This is a genomic window from Spiroplasma endosymbiont of Nomada rufipes (assembly GCF_964277355.1).
GTDB lineage: Bacteria > Bacillota_I > Bacilli_A > Mycoplasmatales > VBWQ01 > Spiroplasma_E.
The window spans coordinates 470722-487281 of sequence record NZ_OZ195517.1 but is presented as its reverse complement, the minus strand read 5'-3'; the positions used below and the strand labels follow the sequence as shown (position 1 = coordinate 487281).

Here is a 16560-nt window from a genome sequence, read left to right as displayed (position 1 = left end):
AATGAAAGTTGCTATTATTTTTGCAGCAGGAATTGGCAGTAGATTACAACCTGTCTCAAATAATGTTCATAAATCGTTAATTAAATTTAAAGGTTTAACTTTAATTGAACATATAATTAATCATTTAATTGAAATACATGATTTAAAAAAAATTATTGTCATTACTGGTCATTTAAAAGATGAATTTAATTTTCTTACTCATAAATATTCAAAATTAATCTTAATAAATAATCAACATTTCCTTGATTATAATAGTGGTTATGCTTTGACATTAGTATCATCATATTTTAATGGTCAAGATGATATTTTTATTATTTCTGGTGATATGATTAGTACAAAAAATATTTTTTTAAATAATTTTTCAACTAATATGATGGCCGCTATTAAGCGTGATCATGATAATATCAAAGAAGATTGAAGTTATAAATTAAACAAGAATGGTAATATTATTGATATTATTAAAAGTAAAAAAAAGGATAGTTTCTTGGCGGGAGAATGAAGTTATATTACTAAAAAATGAGCAAAAGTTCTTGGTGAAGATTTAATAAATCCACAACAAGAACTTGTATTGCAAACAACAATGGTTGGTAAATATTTAATTAGTAATAGTATTAAACATAATTTTGAATTAAAACCTTATGTTTTATCATTTGATTGTCATTGGGATGTTGATAATATTATTGATTTAGAACGAACTAATAAATATTTTAAATAATTTAAGTAGTTAATTTTTTTCCAGAAGTTGTTGTTGAAACTACTGGAATTTCTTCACGATTACAACTATGTGCAACATTTTGGAATGGATTAGTAGTATTACCATTTAATTTTAGTGCTTCTGCTGTTGTTTCTGCTACTGATTCATTTTCTGGATCTAGTGCATCTACTTCTTTAAAACTAACTTGTCCATTACTATTTGTAGAAACATTATTTTTTTGATTAACATTATCTTTATTTTTAATAATATTAACTGATTGATTTAGTTTAGGCTTTTTAGTTAGATTATTAAATAGTGAAACTAAAAGTTTTTTTAATCATATGTATGGAAAAAAAGAAATATAAGCGACATCTTTTGTAAATTTTACAATTCAATTTCTACTACCACCACCAGAAGAAGTTGCTTTTTCTTTTTTATCTTTTTCACCTTGTAATTTATCAAAAATTTCTTTACTTGGTTGTTGCTGTTGTTGTGCTGACATAATTTTCACATCCTTTTTTATTTAAAAATAATTAGGTTCCACTTATCTAATAAAAAAGAATAACTCGAACCTAATGGTCTTTAATAATTTAGTTTATTATGATGTTAGTATAACATATTTTCAATTTTTAAGCACAAAAATTAAAAAAAATAACATCCTTACTTTTGAGTTAATAAATCATAATTTTATTTAAAAATATTTATGTTATCTTGCTGAATTATACTTGTAAGTGCAAGTAAATAAAATTGCAAAAAAATTCTCATATAAAAGTTTCATAATTCTAAATTTAATTTAGAAAAAAAGTAAGGATTTTTTATATGAGTTATAAACATCTTGGCATAGATGAGAGAATTTATATTGAGAATCAATTGAAATTTAAAATAAAAATTAGTAAAATAGTTAAAAGTCTTAACAGAAGTATTAGTACTATTATTCGAGAAATTAATAGAAATAAAGATAATAATCATTATTTTTCATTAATTGCACAAAATAAAGCTGAAAATCGAAAACAATCACATATTAGTTTTCATAAGTTTAAAAATAAGAATTTAGTAAAATATGTACAACAAAAATTACTATTAGGTTGATCACCTGAACAAATTTATGGCAGAATTAAAAATTTTCATAAAGAGTGAGTTATTAGTTTTAAAACAATTTATACTTGAATTTATTTTGGAATGCTTGATAAAGTTACTAGTAAAAATTTAAGAAGAAAAGGTAAAAAACGAAAATCTCAAGAGAATCGTGGCAAGTTTAATGGTAAATCAATTAAAGAACGAGATATAAATGTTAATGATCGTATAACACTTGGTCATTGAGAAGGAGATACTATAGTATCATCACGAGGTAAAAGCAAATCATGTTTAATAACTTTAGTTGAAAGAGTATCACGATTTACTTTAGCAATATTAGTTAAAAACAGAACTACTAAAGTTATTAATAAAAATGTCATTTATTATTTATCAATTCTTCCTAAAAACATTGTTAAAACTATTACTTTTGATCGTGGCAAAGAATTTTCAAATTGACAACAACTTGAAAAAAATTTAGATGTAAAAATTTATTTTGCCAATCCATATTCACCTTGACAAAGAGGTACTAATGAAAATACTAATGGTTTAATCAGAAAAAAATTTCCTAAAAAATTTATTTTTTCAAAAACTAATAAAAATGAAGTTCATAAATTTATATTGTCTTTAAATCAAAGACCGAGAAAAATATTAAATTATCTTTCACCAATCTAATATTTGGATAGAAAAATAATTTAGTTGCACTTACCTTTACAATTTAGCACAATTTTAAATTTATTATTTTTTTTATTTTAAAAATAAATATATTGAAATTAAAGGTTATTCAGAAAAATTAAATAACATTTATAAATTCAAAAAATATCCATAAATTAAAATAATTAAAAGCTTAGTTACTATGTTAATATACTTACTGACAATAGATATTTTTCATAAATTAAATAAATATTAATTTAAATAAAATATTGTAAATTATATAATATTTGATAAGATGTAAATATTAAACATATAAGTTTTTTACCCATTGCTTTATTTTAAAGTAAATGGGTTTTTTAATTAAAAGGAGATACCAAAATGGCTTTACCAATAAAAACAATTCTTGCAGAACAATTCAAAACTGCAGAAAGTGAGTTCACTAATAAATTCAAGAAAAATAATGAAAATTGACATAATGGTGAAACGTTTATGTTTGAAAATCAATCAGGTGAAGATAATGAACTAAAATATCTTCAATTTGAAACTTCTATAGTAGAGGGAGGTAAAGAGTATTTTGTTTATGATGAAATAATAGAAATTAATAATAAACCAGTTTTATTATTAGAAATTCATGATGATGAAAAAAAAGAAATTTGACAACAACTAATTTATCTTGAAGCAGATCAAGTAATTAAACAAATTAGACATTTAAGTTATGAACAATTTTCTAATGAAGTAAAAAATGATGAAAGTTTTATTAAATTAGAAGAAAATAAGGATACAACTATTATTAGAATACCATTTTTTGATTTCATTAATAACCTTAATGAGAAACAAAAAGAAGAACAAGTAGATATAAAAAATAAAAAAGTAAGAAAAGTTTTATGACAAGTATTAAAAATAACAATATTTGTAGTTGCTTGGGCTGGTATTGGTATTTTAAGTAGTTTAGTGGTTACTCCATTAGTAGCTCCTGTTGTAGCAACTTTTTATGCACCGTCAATATGTGCTTTAATTTCTGGAGTTATTGTTGGTGGAGTTGTTATAGGATGAGAAAAGTATAAAGAAAAAATAAAAAAATTCTTTTTGCCTAATTGAAAATCAAAAAGTGAAATAAATCTAGAAAATAAACTACAAGAACAAAGATTATTATTAAAAAGAGAACAACAAGAAGAATTATTTTTAAGCTTACCTCCAGAAGCAAAACAACAAAGAATTTTGAATAGTTTTCAACAAATTTGAAATAATAATAAAAATAAAAATTTTATGGATATGCAAAATGAATTAAGTCAAAGATTTGAAGAAAATAAAAGAGAATTAAAACAGCAAAATTTGGAAAATATTTATAAAAGAAAAGATGAATTACAAGAACAAGTAGAAGCAGCAAAAAAAGATTTAAGTGCAGAGCAAAATGGAGCAATACAAAATAAATTAGAAATGATTACTTTTGTGGCAAGTGTAATTGAAAAAGAAAATCAAAAACCTCAATCTGATGAACACGATTTAAGAATTTTTGAGAAAGAAGTTGTTGCTTTTACCAATGAAATAGAAGAAATTTTGAAAAATAATAAAAAAAGTGATAATCTTGTGAAAGAAGATGTTATAGAAAAGTCATCAAGTAGAAAGATGAGACAAATATCTTTATAATCTAAAAAGGAGATAAAGTTATGAATAAAGAAGAAAAAGAAAAAGTAGAAAAAGAACTTAATAAATCAGCTAAACGAAGAGTTGCAAATATGGAAAAAAGATTAACACGCGAAGATATAGAAAAAGCTAATAAAGAAAAAGTAGAAAAAGAAAAATCTGAAAAACAAAATAAGACTTCAAAAAGTCGTAGTTGATTTTCAAAATAAATAGTTTTTTAAAAGTATACTGATAAATAAAAAAAAATTAGGTAATACTTATTTTAAAAATATTACCTAATTTTTTTTATGTTAAAGTTTTAATAAATTTTAGAACTTCATCATAGTTTGGTTCTAATTTTACTTCTTTAACAATTTGTAAATATATAACTTTGTTATTTTTATCAACAATGATAATAGTACGTGCTAATAATTGGATTTCATCAATTAATAAATTAGTAGTATTACTAAAATTATTTTCATTATTACGATAATCACTTCAAATATGAAAATTATTATTCATTTTTAGTTTTTCACAAAAGCGACTTTGAGCAAATGGTAAATCTTTGGAAATAGTAATGATAACTAAATCTTTTAATTTAGTAGCCTCTTTATTAAAGTGTATAGTTTGTAAAGCACAAGTTTTAGTATCAATGCTTGGTACACTAGAAATAATTTTAAATTTATTAGTGAATTGTTCTAAATTCATATTATCCATTGTTTTATTAACTGCAGAAAATGATAAAGTATCTCCAACTTTGATTATTTCATTTTTAATATGAACGGGTTTACCTTTAATTGTTAATTGCAACATAATATTTTTTTCTCCCTTTTTATCAAATGTATTTATAATATTATTATAACTAAATTTATTAAAGATAATCTATTAAGGAGTAACAAAGTGTTAAAAATTTTAAATTTATTTAAAATTGCTATTCAAGAATTTAAAATGGTTTTTAAAGCAGTGGGGACTAAACACATTTATAAAAATAAAAGAACAATTATTAAAAGTATTGCACTATGTTTTATTCCATTTTTATATGCTTTTATTGCTTTATGAGCTTTTTTTAATCCATTGGGAAATATTAATCGTTTACCAATTGCTTTAGTTAATAACGATAGTTCTGCAGTAGGAATTAATCGTGTTATTAATCGACATAATTTAAATTTGGATAATGAAAATCCTAATAGTAGTGGTGCTTATGAATTTAAAATTAATGATTTACAAATTAACAATGAGAAAAAAACATTTACTGTTTATTATTATGATGATTGAAAAAGTTATTATCAACATCAAAATGACAAAACTTTTTTAACTGAAATTATTATTGATAGTTGTTTTACTAAGGATTTTAATGATTTTTTTAAACAAGCTTTTAAAGTAGTTATTGATAATATTAAAACTCCAGAAAGAATTTGGAATCTTATTAATCAAATTACTATTAGACCAAAAATTAGTTTACAAGCTTCATATAAAGTTAGTCCGATTTTAGGTGAAATTAATGATTTTGCTTTAAATGCATTAAAAGATAATATTTTTAGTAAGTTTTTACCTGTTGTTATTAGTGATCAAGTATTTGATTATTGAGATAAAGATGCTTCTGATTCAGGTTATCACCATTTACAACCAATTTTAAAAGAAATTTATGGTATTCTTTCAATTGCTGTTCCTGGTTTAGGTCCTCATGCTGAACAATTTAATGATAATATTGATAGTGTAACAAGAAACGAAGAGATTAAACATATTAAAGTTTTAGAACATGATTATTGAATGAATCATACTTTATTGGCACCTATTAACTTTATTAATTTTAATATTAATATTGAAGGTCAAGATAAATCTCCTTATGGATTTGGTTTGGGTCCATATTTCATGTGTATTGGAATGTGAGTAGGTACTTTATTATTAACTTTTATTTTTATTAGAAATAAAGATATTCCAAAAACTAAATTTTGATCAAACTATTTAGCTAAATCAGCATGAATGATTATTTTTGGTTTAATTCAGTCAACAATTTTAGTAACTTCATTATTACTATTATTTAATAATATTGATTTATGACAACGATTTTGACAAATGTTTTTATACATGTGATTAATAGCAATTATTTTTGATTTGGTTGTTCAATCAATTGCTCACATGTTTCGTAATCATGATTTGGGTAGATTTTTAATTGTTATTCTTTTAATACTACAACTTTCTTCATCAAGTGGTACTTTTCCTGTTGAATTAGAACCCAAGTTTTTTCAAGTAATGTATAATTTTTTACCATTTAGTTATGCAATAAAAGGATTAAGAGAAATTCTTATTAATCCTAATCCAATGACTATTTTATGAAGTATTGGTTGTTTATTAATATTTATTATTATTTTAGTACCATTATCGTTGTTACTTAATTGATGACATGATCATAAAGATGCAAAAAATGAAGTTGGAAATAAAAAAAATAAATTAGTTGTTAATGATTCTTCATCATTAAAAAATAAAACTACTACTGATGAGAACTAAACATTATATTTTTAGGTGTCCTTTTTATTAATACTTTCTAATAAAAATAGAGTATTTAAAAGAATGTTGTATATTATTTTTTTCAATTATAAACTTAAATTAATATCTACAAAAGATATATCTTTTGTAGATATTAATTTATAAAATAAAAAACATAAATATTTGCTGAATTATACTTGTAAGTGCAAGTAAATAAAATTGCAAAAAATTCTCATATAAAAATTTCATAATGCTAAATTTAGTTTAGAAAAAAGTAAGGAGTTTTTATATGAGTTATAAACATCTTGGCATAGATGAAAGGATTTATATTGAGAATCAATTGAAATTTAAATTTAAAATTAGTGAAATAGCTAAAAATCTTAATCGAAGTATTAGTACTATTATTCGAGAAATTAATAGAAATAAAGATAATAATCATTATTTTTCATTAATTGCACAAAATAAAGCTGAAAATAGAAAACAATCACATATTAGTTTTCATAAGTTTAAAAATAAGAATTTAGTAAAATATGTACAACAAAAATTACTATTAGGTTGATCACCTGAACAAATTTATGGCAGAATTAAAAATTTTCATAAAGAGTGAGTTATTAGTTTTAAAACAATTTATACTTGAATTTATTTTGGAATGATTGATAAAGTTACTAGTAAAAATTTAAGAAGAAAAGGTAAAAAACGAAAATCTAAAGAAAATCGTGGCAAGTTTAATGGTAAATCAATTAAAGAACGAGATATAAATGTTAATGATCGTATAACACTTGGTCATTGAGAAGGAGATACTATAGTATCATCACGAGGTAAAAGCAAATCATGTTTAATAGCTTTAGTTGAAAGAGTATCACGATTTACTTTAGCAATATTAGTTAAAAACAGAACTACTAAAGTTATTAATAAAAATGTCATTTATTATTTATCAATTCTTCCTAAAAACATTGTTAAAACTATTACTTTTGATCGTGGCAAAGAATTTTCAAATTGACAACAACTTGAAAAAAATTTAGATGTAAAAATTTATTTTGCCAATCCATATTCACCTTGACAAAGAGGTACTAATGAAAATACTAATGGTTTAATTAGAGAAAAATTTCCTAAAAAATTTATTTTTTCAAAAACTAATAAAAATGAAGTTCATAAATTTATATTGTCTTTAAATCAAAGACCGAGAAAAATATTAAATTATCTTTCACCAATCGAATATTTGGATATAAAAATAATTTAGTTGCACTTACCTTTACAATTTAGCAAGTAAAAAAAATAATAAAAAAGTAAAAGAGGAAAAAAACTTATGCATTTTAAAAAATTATTAACAATGTTTACTATAACATTTTTTGCTAGTTCAGGGACTATGCTTTCAATTAATACTCATGTTTCTAATAACAAATTAATTAAAAATTGTTTGGTTAATAACCATGAAACATTTTCAAAATTGGAAGGAACTAGTGGTGTAATTCAATCAATAACTAGTGATCAAAAAGGCAATGTTTATGCTGCTAATGATGAAGGTATTATTTATTATATTAGTGAAAATAATAAAGATATTAAACCAATATTTAAAAGTGAAGGTATTATTCAAGCAATAGCAACTTCTAATAATAGTAATGTTTATGTAGCTATAAAAGAAACAAAAAATGGAACAAAAATTTATATAAAAAATAATGATAGTAATAATTTTAAACTACTTTAAAAATTTGATTTTAACTTATTATCAATGATAGTCTATACTTCTAATGATGGTGAAGAATATCTTTATATGGGTACAGATAATGATTTTAAAGCATATTATCAATCATTTGGACAAGAATGATTGCAAACTATTCCTGGAACTAAAGGAAAAATTTCTGCAATAATTAAAGATAATAATAATGATAAATGTATTTACGCTGCTACTACTGATGGTCAAATTTATAAAACTATTAGTGGTGATCAAAAATTTGCGGAACTTCTTACTACTGGTAGTAAAATTACTGATTTAACATTTGATAATTTAGGTAATGTTTATGCTACTGAGATGTCAGGGCAAGTTTGAAAAAAAGATAATAATAAGAATTCTTTTTTTAGATTTCAATTACATCCATTATCAAATTGTTTAACATCTATTGTCATTAATAATGATAACTGTATATATGTTGGTGATAATACTGGTAATCTTTGAAAAAGTTATGGATCATCAACCTTTGATAAACTTCAATTTAAAGTTAATATTAGTATTAAAAAATTAATATTCAATTGTGCAACTAAAAAAATATATATTGGAAGTAGTAATGGTGTTTATTTTTCAGATTAAGTAAATTAGATATTTTTATTATTTCTTTTATTTTTTTGCAAAAAAATAAAAGAAATAAGTTATAGATGAAGAAAAATTATTAATTAAAAAAGAATACTAATATTAATGTTAGTATTCTTTTTTAATTAATATATAGTTTTCTAGTATTTTATTTATTTATTAATAATATATTCATCATTTCTATATTATTTTAGAAAAAGTAATAAATAAAGTTTAATATAATTTTTGCTAAAAGTTTTTAAAAAAGAATAACTTTAATATGTGTAGAAATATATGATATATTCATATAGTTTAAAGATAATTTTATGATGTATTGTTAGTTGTTTAATAGTAAAAATAAAAGTACTTTAATTATTAATCAAAGTGAAAAATTTTCTTAGACCACACTTTATATATAATTTGATAAAATAGACTTAGAAAATATTAGAGTTAGGAGTAGAAAATGAAGAAAATTATTTTAAATCCAAATATTTGTGCTGATGAGATTGAACTTACTATTAAAAAACAAGGATGAGAAATTATTGATAAAAAATATGATTTTTATCAACCATACGTTAGTATTTTTGATAATTTAAATTATGAAGCAAAAGTAGATTTATATATTGCTTTTAAAACTGCAGGTAACTTTGTTCATAAGGTATATTGCTATTTTTTAGAATTTGATACAAATAATATTTTTAAAATATCAGAAATTAAATCACCAGAGCATCCTAAGGGACAAATGACAACACGAGTTGCTGATTTTAAGTATTATAAAACTACTGGTAATCTAGGTTTTACTCCTTATAAAAGCCCAATATCTGGTCAACCATATAACTTAAGTCATAATTATCACAGTTTTTTTAATTCATTAATTGAATCAGAAGCAAGAAATGAATTAAACTATGTTTGTATTTTATTAAAATATGATAATCATGCTCGAAGCAAGAAAAGACTTCGATATTTTGTTAATTCATATAAAAAGTTTATTAAATCATTTCTTTTTAAATTTGAAAAATTTGAAATTAGAAAAACACGTGCTTTATTAAGAGCAGAAATATTAAAAGGACAAAAAAAGAAAAAAGTTAGCAAGCCCGCAAAACGAAACGTTATTAAACCTAATAATACTGAAACTGTTATTATTAAAGGTAATTTAAAAACTATTTTTGATCATAAAAATATGACTGTTAAAGTTATTAAAGAAACAGATAATATAGAAAAATCTACTTTAGTATCTAAAAATAAACTTAAAAATAGTAATCAAAAAAATAAAAAATAAATGTTGATAAACCTTCACTTAAAATCGTTAAAGAAGTGTTATAATTATTTATAAAAGAGAGGAAATATTTATTATGCTACTAAGTTTTATTTTATATACAACTTCATTTGAATCCGAGCACTTAGATTTTTTTTTAGCAAAGATTTTTGTAAATAAAAAAACTAATTTTGAAGTTGTTGTTGTTGATGATGGCATTAACAATGAAAATTTGGAGATATTTAGTAAATATTTTAAATTATATCCACAAAATTTAAAAATGATTACTAATTATCAAGTATCAGGTATTGCCATTAGTCGTAATCTTGGCCTTAAATATATTTCCGGACAATATGTAGTTATTTTAAATCCAACTGAAATTCTTAGCGTTAATTTTGTTGAAACAGTTAATAAAATTTTAGATAATAATAAGGATTTAGATTGTATTGAATATTGTGTTCGTTATGAATTTGATATAAATAATGTTTTTCATTCAACAATTAGAACTGAAGTTAATAAAATATATAATTTAAATACAACACAAGGAAAAATAGTCTTTGCTTTAACAACACCAGTTTTAACAACAAAAATCATGAAAGTTAGTATTATTAATGAATATAATTTACAATTTCGTAAAGAAATCCAATTTGATAGTTTATTTTTATACTCATTTTTAGCACATTGTAAAACATATTATGCAATTAATGAAACATTATTAACGTCTAAAAATAACACATTGGAAAATGATAATATTTTTGAACTAATGCATCAATGAATACATATTTTAAACTATTATAATAATTATAAAATTAAAAAAGTTTTATATGAAGAGTTGGAATATGCTTTTGTTAGATACTATCTATATACTCTTTTAAGATTTATTAGTATTTCTAAAAAACCTGCATTAATTGAAAAAATATATAATCGTGTCAAAGAAATTATTGAATTTAAATTTAAAAATTTTAAAAAAAATTCTTATTTTAATACTATTAATCCAAATGATAAATTTACCACTTATGCTCCTGATCTAAGTACTTATTTTAAGAAATATTTTAAAGATAATAATATTAGAGATGATTCAAAATATTGAGAGTAAAAAAATGAATATTAAAAAATTAGATACAACCGAAACATATATAATAGCTAAAACATGAAAACGTATTATTGCACGTATTTTTGACGTGATTTTTGTTAGTTTAATCCCATTAATAATTGGATTAGCAATCCATTATTTAGATAATAAAGGTAATCAAGAATCATGACAATTAATAATTATTTTTATTATTAATATAACTGTTGTCATTATATATTTTGTTATTATCCCATGAAAATGTAAGGGTCAAACTTTGGGAAAATTAATTTTTCAAATAAGATTAGTAAATGAAAAAAATCAAGATTTAAAGTTAAAACATTTTTTTTATCGTGAACTATTTTTAGTTTTTATTCCTCTATTATTAACCACTTCAATAATTCTTTTTATGAAATTGACTTTTAATGAAAACATTGCTACTATTAATAGTAATAGTACTTTAAATTCTTGATTAAATATTCTTATTCGTTCTGTAGTTAGTTTTGATTTTGCTTGGTATTGTGGGATTATGATCGTCACTAAAATTGATAAATATCATCAGCTATTCTTTGATCGTTATCATAAAACTTTTGTCATTAACAAGAAACCACTTGCAACTAATAAAAGGAAGATATCAACTAACGTTAATGATCCACATATTCATTTAGTTTATTCTCAACCAGGAAATATTAATGATGACGAATTAGAAAATATAAATAGTCTTTAATAGTATATACTCTTACTAACTTAAGGATAAATAACATGGATAAAACAAAACTTTTAGAAAATCTAAATGAACAACAACTACAAGCAATTATTAATGTTGATGGCCCATGTCGTATTATTGCGGGGGCTGGAGTTGGAAAGACACGGGTTATAACATATAAGATTGCTTACTTAATTAATGTAATTAAAATTGCTAGTGAAAAAATATTGGCATTAACTTTTACTAATAAAGCAGCACGTGAAATGAAAGAACGAATAATGCAACTTTTAAATGATACTAACATTAATGTTAATATTGTTACTTATCATGCATTATGTGCCAAAATATTAAGAAGAGATATTCATCATTTAAATATTAATAATAATTTTAATATTATTGATCAAGAAGATCAACGAAAAATATTAAAAGATATTTTTCAAAAAGAATTTTCACATAAAGCTGAATTGCAGGAGTTAAGATTATTAAGTTCTAATATTTCTAACTGAAAAAATAATTATCTTTCTCAAGATCAATTATTAGCTGATTATCAAAATCAAGATGAGTGAATTTTACGTATCAAAGTTTTTGAATCGTATAAAAAATATCAATTTATTAATTCATGTTTAGATTTTGATGATTTATTATTATTAGTTGAACGTCTATTTAAAGAATTTCCACATATTTTAACAAAATGAGAAAAGAAATTTGATTTTATTTTAGTTGATGAATTTCAAGACACTAATGATATTCAATATAATATTTTATTATCACTTGCTAAAAATCATACAAATATTACTGTAGTTGGTGATCCTGATCAAACTATTTATAGTTGAAGAGGAGCAAATATTAATTTAATATTGAATTTTACTAAACAATTTCCTAATACACAAACATTTATTTTAAATCAAAATTATCGTTCAACAACTAAGATTTTAAATACAGCTAATAGTTTAATTAAAAATAATGTTCAACGTATTGAAAAAGAACTGTTTACTAAAAATGATCTTGGTAATGATATTGTTATGTATCATGCTAGTAGTAGTGATCAAGAAGCACATTGAGTTGCAACAACTGTTAAAAAAATTCATTTAAAATATCATTTAGATTTGAATAAAATTGCTATTCTTTATCGTAATAATTATTTATCAAAAGATTTAGAACAAGCTTTGATTAATAATAATATAAATTATAAAATTTTTGGTGGTTATAAATTTTTTGAACGTAAAGAGATTAAAGACATTTTGGCATATTTAAAAATTATTGTTTGAAATGATAATATATCAATGATTAGAATTTTAAATGCAACACCTAAAATTGGACCAAAAACTATTGATAACTTATTATTACTTGCTAATGAACAATTACTAACTTTAAATGAATACTTATTTAAATTTCAGTATGGATTACCAAAAAATTATCGTCAACATTTACAACCTTTAATTAATTTAATTAATGAGATGCAAACTAATATCAAAGATGTTACCTCTTTACATAACATGGTTGAAAATTTATTAAATAAAACTAATTATTTAAAAAAACTAGAAGATAATCTTGAAAAAGAAAGAATTGAAAATGTTCAACAATTATTAGAACAATTGCTTGAATATGATAGTAGTAATAATGAATTACAAGGCGAAGAATTATTAACGTCATTTTTACAAGAAGTAAGTTTATATACTGATTTAGATGAAAATAGTACTAATAAAGCCGTTAACTTAATGACAATTCACAGTGCTAAAGGTCTAGAATTTGATGTTGTTTTTATAGTTGGCATTAATGAAGGTATTTTACCTGGAATAGGTAAATTTAGTATAGAAAACTTAGATAAAATTGAAGAAGAACGACGACTTTTTTATGTTTCAATTACTAGGGCAAAAAAATGATTATTTTTATCTAGTGCCAGTGGATATTCATATATCTTGGATCGTATGAAACAACCATCTCGTTTCTTAAAAGATTTAGATCTTAAATATTTAAAAATCATTAATAACGAACACCAAGAAATGGCAGCAACTTATCAAAATCGTAATCATTCTAAATTTAATTACTATAAAGCTGATAATAAAGATAAGGTTGAAATAACTAATAATTGAAATGTTGGAGATATAATTATTCATGAAATTTTTGGAAAAGGTATTATTACTAAATTAATTGGCGATAAAATTCAAGTTGCTTTTCATAAAAATAATGGTGGTATTAGAATTATTAGTTCTAATCATATTGCTATTAAAAAATTTGTATAAATTTATTTTTATTAAAAATGTCTATTTTTTGGACATTTTTAAGTATTGTTAAAAATTTCTTATGCTGAATTATACTTGTAAGTGCAAGTAAATAAAATTGCAAAAAATTCTCATATAAAAATTTCATAATGCTAAATTTAGTTTAGAAAAAAGTAAGGAGTTTTTATATGAGTTATAAACATCTTGGCATAGATGAAAGGATTTATATTGAGAATCAATTGAAATTTAAATTTAAAATTAGTGAAATAGCTAAAAATCTTAATCGAAGTATTAGTACTATTATTCGAGAAATTAATAGAAATAAAGATAATAATCATTATTTTTCATTAATTGCACAAAATAAAGCTGAAAATCGAAAACCATCACATATTAGTTTTCATAAGTTTAAAAATAAGAATTTAGTAAAATATGTACAACAAAAATTACTATTAGGTTGATCACCTGAACAAATTTATGGCAGAATTAAAAATTTTCATAAAGAGTGAGTTATTAGTTTTAAAACAATTTATACTTGAATTTATTTTGGAATGCTTGATAAAGTTACTAGTAAAAATTTAAGAAGAAAAGGTAAAAAACGAAAATCTCAAGAAAATCGTGGCAAGTTTAATGGTAAATCAATTAAAGAACGAGATATAAATGTTAATGATCGTATAACACTTGGTCATTGAGAAGGAGATACTATAGTATCATCACGAGGTAAAAGCAAATCATGTTTAATAACTTTAGTTGAAAGAGTATCACGATTTACTTTAGCAATATTAGTTAAAAACAGAACTACTAAAGTTATTAATAAAAATGTCAGTTATTATTTATCAATTCTTCCTAAAAACATTGTTAAAACTATTACTTTTGATCGTGGCAAAGAATTTTCAAATTGACAACAACTTGAAAAAAATTTAGATGTAAAAATTTATTTTGCCAATCCATATTCACCTTGACAAAGAGGTACTAATGAAAATACTAATGGTTTAATTAGAGAAAAATTTCCTAAAAAATTTATTTTTTCAAAAACTAATAAAAATGAAGTTCATAAATTTATATTGTCTTTAAACCAAAGACCGAGAAAAATATTAAATTATCTTTCACCAATCGAATATTTGGATAGAAAAATAATTTAGTTGCACTTACCTTTACAATTTAGCATTTTAAATAATGCTAATTATTTTCGCATTATTTAAAACTAAAATTTTAGACAATAATACCCTTCTTTCTAGAATTATTAATTGTTTAAAATTGCTAATGACACTATTATACCTAAAATTTTAACTTAAACCTAAATCTAAGAAAAATAATTAAAAAAAGGCTTAATTGCCTATATTTTAAATAATGGTGGCTCGAAGCGGATTCGAACCACTGACACTTCGCTCTTCAGGCGAATGCTCTACCAACTGAGCTACCGAGCCGTTACCTATACAATAATAGCATATAAAAGTAAAAAATAACAAGGGGTTAAAACTTATTTTTTAATTTATTTAAATATATATTTATTTTTTTACTAATTATCTTCTAATTACATATCTTCTTCAACAAGGTTTTTCAGTTTTTGGCATTAAGTGATTTGAGTCTCTTCTAATTTCTTCTTTTCAATTATTATTTGATAAATCAGTAGACCCATTTTCTTTAGCAATATTTGCTTGTAAAAATATATTATTACCAATAATATTTAATGATTCACTTCTTTGAAATTCATGATCACTACACACATCATTTACTAAACTTTTGACAATCTCACATAATTTTTTACAAGTATCTAATATCAATTTATATTTTTCTTTACCTTTTCATTTTTCAATTAATGATTCACAATTTTCGATAAATTTATCCTGTCATTCTTTAAACTCTTCGGAATTAATTGTCTTAGTTAAATCACCATCACAATAATAAGTTAATATTTCTTTTCAAACATTACGTCATACTTTTCTCATATTATTATGAGGAGTTTTAACTTTCAATTTTTTAATCAAAAAATCAAAATCTTGAATTTTATTTCTTCTTCAACAATTTGCTGAATTATACTTGTAAGTGCAAGTAAATAAAATTGCAAAAAATTCTCATATAAAAATTTCATAATGCTAAATTTAGTTTAGAAAAAAGTAAGGAGTTTTTATATGAGTTATAAAAATCTTGGCATAGATGAAAGGATTTATATTGAGAATCAATTGAAATTTAAAATTAGTGAAATAGCTAAAAATCTTAATCGAAGTATTAGTACTATTATTCGAGAAATTAATAGAAATAAAGATAATAATCATTATTTTTCATTAATTGCACAAAATAAAGCTGAAAATCGAAAGGACGTATGAGTTTAACCCTTAGAATTATGACTAACATTAACAATATAACTGCAAATTCTATGATTTGTTAATTAAATTATATCATAAAATTTAAAAAGTTTAAAAAATATAATTACAAAATTACATTTAAATAACACAAAAATACTAATCTTAAAATTAGAATTAAAAAATATGAAATTT

At 22.1% G+C, this 16560-nt stretch carries 19 protein-coding genes and 1 tRNA gene; 14 read left to right on the top strand and 6 right to left on the bottom strand.

All coding sequences use genetic code 4. The features are described from left to right. Position 1: 1 nt before the first annotated feature. Positions 2-715, top strand: coding sequence for a sugar phosphate nucleotidyltransferase (locus ACICQF_RS02710; RefSeq protein WP_338956976.1), 714 nt, complete (start codon positions 2-4; stop codon positions 713-715). A gap of 1 nt (position 716) precedes the next feature. On the opposite strand, the gene ACICQF_RS02705 is transcribed toward ACICQF_RS02710, so the two are convergent. Beyond that, positions 717-1196 (bottom strand): hypothetical protein, encoded by a 480-nt coding sequence (locus ACICQF_RS02705; protein ID WP_395473607.1) that lies wholly within the window; start codon positions 1194-1196, stop codon positions 717-719. 317 nt (positions 1197-1513) lie between these two features. Here ACICQF_RS02705 and ACICQF_RS02700 point away from each other — a divergent pair, with 317 nt between their 5' ends. From ACICQF_RS02700 to ACICQF_RS02690, 3 genes are all read left to right on the top strand, one after another. Then, positions 1514-2440 carry an IS30 family transposase gene (locus tag ACICQF_RS02700; protein ID WP_395473606.1) on the top strand — a complete coding sequence of 309 codons (927 nt, stop codon included), beginning with the start codon at positions 1514-1516 and terminating at the stop codon, positions 2438-2440. A 357-nt stretch (positions 2441-2797) separates the two neighbouring features. Beyond that, positions 2798-4066 (top strand): DUF1360 domain-containing protein, encoded by a 1269-nt coding sequence (locus ACICQF_RS02695; protein WP_395473605.1) that lies wholly within the window; start codon positions 2798-2800, stop codon positions 4064-4066. Positions 4067-4086: 20 nt separating this feature from the next. Further along, on the top strand, positions 4087-4272 hold the full coding sequence (locus ACICQF_RS02690; RefSeq protein WP_342258168.1) for a hypothetical protein: 186 nt from the start codon (positions 4087-4089) through the stop codon (positions 4270-4272). Positions 4273-4348: 76 nt separating this feature from the next. On the opposite strand, the gene tpx is transcribed toward ACICQF_RS02690, so the two are convergent. Then, complete coding sequence (gene tpx, locus ACICQF_RS02685; RefSeq protein WP_395473604.1) at positions 4349-4855, bottom strand: thiol peroxidase; 507 nt, start codon at positions 4853-4855, stop codon at positions 4349-4351. An 87-nt stretch (positions 4856-4942) separates the two neighbouring features. Between tpx and ACICQF_RS02680 the strand changes: the two genes are divergently transcribed. The 8 genes from ACICQF_RS02680 to ACICQF_RS02645 all read left to right on the top strand — a co-directional run bounded on the left by ACICQF_RS02680 (position 4943) and on the right by ACICQF_RS02645 (position 14086). Beyond that, positions 4943-6550 (top strand): YhgE/Pip domain-containing protein, encoded by a 1608-nt coding sequence (locus ACICQF_RS02680; protein ID WP_395473602.1) that lies wholly within the window; start codon positions 4943-4945, stop codon positions 6548-6550. 268 nt (positions 6551-6818) lie between these two features. Continuing rightward, positions 6819-7769 (top strand): IS30 family transposase, encoded by a 951-nt coding sequence (locus ACICQF_RS02675; protein WP_395473601.1) that lies wholly within the window; start codon positions 6819-6821, stop codon positions 7767-7769. 66 nt (positions 7770-7835) lie between these two features. Then, the gene (locus ACICQF_RS02670) at positions 7836-8234 is read left to right on the top strand and encodes a hypothetical protein (protein ID WP_395473600.1); all 399 of its coding nucleotides are present in this window, start codon (positions 7836-7838) and stop codon (positions 8232-8234) included. A 24-nt stretch (positions 8235-8258) separates the two neighbouring features. Continuing rightward, on the top strand, positions 8259-8834 hold the full coding sequence (locus tag ACICQF_RS02665) for a WD40/YVTN/BNR-like repeat-containing protein (RefSeq protein ID WP_395473598.1): 576 nt from the start codon (positions 8259-8261) through the stop codon (positions 8832-8834). 442 nt (positions 8835-9276) lie between these two features. Further along, entirely contained in the window at positions 9277-10092 is an 816-nt protein-coding gene (locus ACICQF_RS02660) for a hypothetical protein (RefSeq protein WP_342258165.1), read from the top strand. Between the two features lie 73 nt (positions 10093-10165). Beyond that, positions 10166-11164, top strand: a complete 999-nt coding sequence (locus tag ACICQF_RS02655) for a glycosyltransferase family 2 protein (protein ID WP_395473597.1) — start codon at positions 10166-10168, stop codon at positions 11162-11164. Between the two features lie 4 nt (positions 11165-11168). Beyond that, positions 11169-11864, top strand: coding sequence for an RDD family protein (locus ACICQF_RS02650; RefSeq protein ID WP_395473595.1), 696 nt, complete (start codon positions 11169-11171; stop codon positions 11862-11864). Positions 11865-11899: 35 nt separating this feature from the next. Beyond that, on the top strand, positions 11900-14086 hold the full coding sequence (locus ACICQF_RS02645; RefSeq protein ID WP_395473593.1) for an ATP-dependent helicase: 2187 nt from the start codon (positions 11900-11902) through the stop codon (positions 14084-14086). On the opposite strand, the gene ACICQF_RS02640 is transcribed toward ACICQF_RS02645, so the two are convergent. Beyond that, positions 14070-14213, bottom strand: coding sequence for a hypothetical protein (locus ACICQF_RS02640; RefSeq protein ID WP_395473592.1), 144 nt, complete (start codon positions 14211-14213; stop codon positions 14070-14072). The genes ACICQF_RS02645 and ACICQF_RS02640 overlap by 17 nt on opposite strands. 40 nt (positions 14214-14253) lie before the next feature. Between ACICQF_RS02640 and ACICQF_RS02635 the strand changes: the two genes are divergently transcribed. Then, a complete protein-coding gene (locus ACICQF_RS02635; RefSeq protein WP_395473590.1) occupies positions 14254-15204 on the top strand; it encodes an IS30 family transposase in 951 nt (316 codons plus the stop codon). A gap of 209 nt (positions 15205-15413) precedes the next feature. Here the strand turns inward: ACICQF_RS02635 and ACICQF_RS02630 are convergent. From ACICQF_RS02630 to ACICQF_RS02620, 3 genes are all read right to left on the bottom strand, one after another. Further along, a tRNA-Phe gene (locus tag ACICQF_RS02630) sits at positions 15414-15489 on the bottom strand. A 96-nt stretch (positions 15490-15585) separates the two neighbouring features. Beyond that, positions 15586-16011 carry a hypothetical protein gene (locus ACICQF_RS02625; protein ID WP_395473589.1) on the bottom strand — a complete coding sequence of 142 codons (426 nt, stop codon included), beginning with the start codon at positions 16009-16011 and terminating at the stop codon, positions 15586-15588. Then, complete coding sequence (locus ACICQF_RS02620) at positions 15972-16154, bottom strand: hypothetical protein (RefSeq protein ID WP_395473588.1); 183 nt, start codon at positions 16152-16154, stop codon at positions 15972-15974. The genes ACICQF_RS02625 and ACICQF_RS02620 overlap by 40 nt, the downstream gene beginning before the upstream one ends. Before the next feature lie 40 nt (positions 16155-16194). Between ACICQF_RS02620 and ACICQF_RS02615 the strand changes: the two genes are divergently transcribed. After that, positions 16195-16395 (top strand): helix-turn-helix domain-containing protein, encoded by a 201-nt coding sequence (locus ACICQF_RS02615; protein WP_395473586.1) that lies wholly within the window; start codon positions 16195-16197, stop codon positions 16393-16395. Positions 16396-16560: the final 165 nt, after the last annotated feature.